The organism is Microvirgula aerodenitrificans DSM 15089, from assembly GCF_000620105.1.
GTDB lineage: Bacteria > Pseudomonadota > Gammaproteobacteria > Burkholderiales > Aquaspirillaceae > Microvirgula > Microvirgula aerodenitrificans.
Map to the genome: position 1 here is coordinate 1 of NZ_KK211073.1, position 4539 is coordinate 4539.

The 4539-nt window shown below is 65.7% G+C and carries 1 protein-coding gene; it reads right to left on the reverse strand.

Annotation, left to right across the window (positions count from 1 at the left end):
* Nucleotides 1–3 precede the first annotated feature (3 nt).
* Nucleotides 4–4458, reverse strand: a complete 4455-nt coding sequence (locus Q352_RS0118945; protein WP_028500661.1) for an autotransporter outer membrane beta-barrel domain-containing protein — start codon at nucleotides 4456–4458, stop codon at nucleotides 4–6.
* Nucleotides 4459–4539: the final 81 nt, after the last annotated feature.

Consider the following 4539-nt stretch of genomic DNA (forward strand, 5'->3'; position numbering starts at 1 on the left):
GGCTCAGTACAGCAGCCGCCAGTTCGCCATCACGCCGCGGTCCTGACTGCCGTCGTCGCGACTCAGGTAGCCCTCCAGGCTGAAGCGCCCGTGGCGTCCCTGGTGGCTGAAGCCCAGCCGACCGTCGTAGCCGAAGCGGCGCCGGCCATCCTCCGCCGCCAGGGCAAAGCGGGCATCCGGCGCACCGGCCAGGCTCGCCTCCCGCCGGCCGGCCTGACGCAGCATGGCCGGTCGGCCATGGAACTGTGCATCCAGCTGCCAGCCTCGCGACCGCGAATCCCGCCCGTCATGGCTGAAACGCAATCCCAGCAGCGCCTCCAGCGCCACATCGTGCCGCGACGTCACCCGCAGCCCGAAGGCCCCGGCGTCGCGTTCCCGCAGTGCGCCGTCTCGCTGGTAGCGCAGCCTGACGCCAAGCAGCGGGGTCAGCACCGCACCGCCGACCGGCTGTGCCAGCGCCAGGTTCAGCCGGGCCCCCAGCTGGTCGCGCCGGTGATCGGCCCGCGCCCGGTAATTGACCGCCTTGCTCCCCGTGCCATAGTCGAGCGTGCGCCGGGTGCGGTACTGGTGCAGGAAGTAGTCGAGGTGGCCCTCCACGGCCAGCCCGGTCGTCAGCGGCCGCGCATAGCGGGCGCCAAGGTACTGGCTGCTGCCGTCCAGTCCCTGCTCGCGGTCCTTGCTGCTGCCCGGCGACACGCGGGCAAAACCGTAGCGCACCGCCAGTTGCGCCGTGCCGGGTGCAAAGCGCTGCTGCAGCGCGACCATGTCGTAGGCTGACGCACCCAGCCGGCTGCCGCGTTCGCCGCGCCCGAGCAGCCTGAAGCCGAAGCCGGTGGCATCCTCGGCCACGCTGTCGGCCATCCGGTCGAAACGGTGTTCCAGCGTGGGCACGGCCCGCAGTGACCGGTCAAAGCCGGCGCCGGACAGCTGGCGCAGCGCGCGGGCAAAATCTTCACGCCCCGGCAGTTCCAGGCTGGAGAACAGTCTGCCGCGCCCGTAGCTGCGCTCCAGGGCGCTGGCGACCGGTGCCAGCGACGCGTCGGCAATCAGGTCGCGGTAGTCGTTCTTGACCAGGGTGACGCCGATATCGCCGTCGTTGTCATGGTAGCCCCGCGCTTCCCAGACCACGGTGGTCGAACGGATATTGCCGGCGCCGCTCAGCCCCTTGCCGGTGACGAGCTTGGGATAGACCTGCTGCCTGGCCGATGTGCCGGCTGTAAAACCGGTATCGATGCGGACGTCGTGGCCAAGCGCCAGATAATCGCCGGACAGCGTGCCGGCGCTGCTGGCGCTGGTACCGATCTGGTAGTGGTCCAGCGGGTTTGTCCCGGCCTGCGGCGAGGCGCCAGAATCCCTGGCAGAATCCATGATGGCCTTGGCAATGCGCGGCTGGAAAACCAGCCCGGCAGCCTCTGGTGTGTCGCTCTTGTCGCTCTGCCTGGTATGCGGATCCTTGAACGTGTCGCAGCCCCCGTCATCGCCGCACTCCAGAATGACACGGCCGCGGTTGATCAGCTTGCCCCTTCCCTGCAGGTGGAAGGCATGCGACTGCCGGGCACGTATCCTGATGGTGCCTTCATTGATGATGGCGGCCCGGCTGCTGGCCCTGGGGCCCAGCATCATCGCCACCATGCCGCTGCCCTGACCTGCCAGGGTGATGGTGCCACGGTTCACCAGCTGTGAATCGGCATCGCTGTACATGCCCACGGCCTTGTCGCCGAACAGCACGATGTAGCCGTCGTTAAACAGGTCATGGCCGTCGTGCTGCGTTTTCACGTGCAGGGCATTGACCGTGCCATTGCTCGCGGTGAACAGGATTTCACCGCTGTTGACGAACAGGTTCCGAGCCGGCCCGCCGGACGTGTTCATGGCGCTCGATGTCGCCAGCACGCCGTAGCCGCTGTCCGCCACCAGTTTGCCGGTATTCAGGGTCACGCCCTTGCCGAACGACCAGCCGTCCTTGTAGATCGCCGGCGCCTTGTCGCCGCCGGCTGCGGGCCTCGTGGCCATGACAAAACCATGGTTGACGAACGAGCCATTCCGGTACACCCCGATGCTGGCACTGCCTGTCAGGTTGAGGGTTGCGTGCTTCTCGTTGGTCAGCGTGCCATCCACGGGAGAGTAAGCGCTCAGACTGAGCTGGCGGTGGTTATTGAAAAAGCCGGCCGGCACCGGGTTTCCGTCACTGTCGATCGTCAGCGATGTCAGCTGCATGCGGCCGGTGTTGTTCAACGTCCCGGCCACGATCTCCACGCGGCCGGATTCGACGGCGCCGTCGTGAGTCTGCACACTCCCCCGGCTGTCGATCTTCCACAGGCCGCCCGGCAGTTCGGTACGCGGCAGATTGCTGTAGTCCCGGGTTGGCGCTGGCACCTGGCCTGCACCATTTGTGTCCGGCGACAGGTCGCCATCTTCAATTCCGCCCCGTATGCCGTCCACCTCCGCGGCCAGATCGGCATGATAGGCCCGCTGCGAATAAAACTCGGACCGGTCGTGGGCACGCGTCGTGTCGTCCGTGTATGTTCTGCAGCGCGTGCTTGGGCAGAGCAGATTGACTGCCCCCATGTTCATCAGGAAGGCAAATCGCCCGGCCGCGACCAGGAATGCATGCGAGTCGTCGCTGTGGACGTTGATCACCCCCTTCGGCGCATTGACGATGAGGGCATTCTGTGTTGCCTGATTTCCCAGCACCATCGCGTACTGTCCGCGGGCCTTGCTGCCTTTTTCCCCCAGGTTGATGGTGCCGGCATTGATCATCTGGGAATCGCTGTCGCTGTACATCGCCACGGCCCCGTCTCCATGCACGGTAATCACGCCGGCGTTGAACAGGTCATGTCCCTGATGGCCAGTCATGACATTCAGCGCGCGCCGGGCATTGCCGGCAGCCGTGAACTCGATGTTGCGGCGATTGACGAACACATGGCGCCGCTCGGGCTTGCCGGTCGGGGTCGTCATGCTGCCGTGGCTTTCCATCACGCCATAGCCGCCTTGCGCCGTCAGTGTCCCCAGATTGACGCCACGCCCGGTCGAGTCCGACGCGGCGTGGCGGCGATAGATCACCGGCGCGCGTCCCTCGGCATCGACCGCCGCAGCACTGGCCGTGACAAGGCCGTAGTTGAAGAACGAGCCGTTGTACCGGTAGCCGATGCTGCCCGTCCCGCTCAGGTGCAGCGTGCCCCGCTCGCGGTTGAGGAGCAGACCGGACACCGAGGATGACCGGTCCACGCCCAGCGCGCCGGCATTGCGCAGCTCGCCCCCGATCGTCACCCCCATCCTGCTGGCCGAGCCGGCGTTGAGGAACTTGAGCGGCGTCGCCACATTCAGCACGCCGTTGGACAACTGGCCGGACTGCGTTCGCGCCTGGCCGCCCTGAATGTCCAGCACGTGCCCTTGCAGATCCAGCGTGCCGGTGGGGGCCGGGCTTGCCTGCAGGGGAGGCAGGTCGGTACCTGCCGGCAACGTGTCCCGGGATGGCTCCGTTTTTTTCAGCTCGGCACGCAGCCGCTCCGGCAGCACGAGGGACGGGTATCTGTCGCTCTTGTCCTGTTTTTCCGTCCCCGGGCGGAAGGTACCGCAGCTCTTGTCATTGCAGAGCAGGTTGACCTTGCCGCGGTTTATCAGCACCCGGTTATGATAAAAATCATCACCCAGGATGGCGAATGCGTAAGAGTTGCTGCTGTAGACGTTGATCTCGCCCTTTTCGTCGTTGAGGATGACGGCAGACGACATGGCATCCTTGCCCATCATCATGGCCACCTGCCCGCTGTCGGTGCTGCCTTCCTCTCCCAGGTTGATGATGCCGCGATTGACCAGCCTGGACTCGCTGTCGGTACGCATTGCCACCGCACCATTCCCCAGCACGGTGAGGATGCCGTCGTTGAGCACGTCATGGCCGGCATGGCCCGCCTTCACGAAGAGCGCATGCCGTGTGCCCTTGTCGGCGGTGAAGCGGATATTGCCGCGATTGATGAACAGGTTGCGCCGGTTTTCGTGATAGCTCGACGAGGTACGCATCAGCATGGTGGTGGTCATCACGCCATAGCCGCCACTGGCCACCAGGCGCCCGGTATTGATCTGCTGGCCGTCGCCGTCGCCGCGCCCGTCCATGAAGATGGCCTGCAAGTCATCCGGCCTGCTGGTCTGGTCCGCCACGATCATCCCGTGGTTGATGAAGGAACCGTTCTCCTCATACGCGACATGGCCCAGCCCGGACAGACGGATCAGGCCAGGCGTGTCATTGAGCAACGTGCCGGTCAGGCGGGCGCCCTGCTCCAGCCGCATCTCCCCCCTGTTGGTCGTGCTGCCCCCCCTGGCTGTGGCCAGCGTGATCCCGTCGACGATCCCGGTGTTGACGAATGCGTTACCGTCCCCGATCTCAAGCTTGCCATTGTGCAGATAACCCGGGTTCTCCAGTTCCCCGCCGGCGACAAGGCGCAATTGATGCCCCATCAGGTCCATGACCGGAGCCTGTGTACCGGACCGCAGCGAAGTCACAGGCGGAGGCAACGCGTCGCTGGGGGGCGGCTGCACGTCGTTGGG

What these genes read in the sequence shown, in the direction of transcription:
- Q352_RS0118945 (WP_028500661.1), bottom strand. Translation starts at nt 4,458, where the DNA reads ATGGACCTGATGGGGCATCAATTGCGCCTTGTCGCCGGCGGGGAACTG.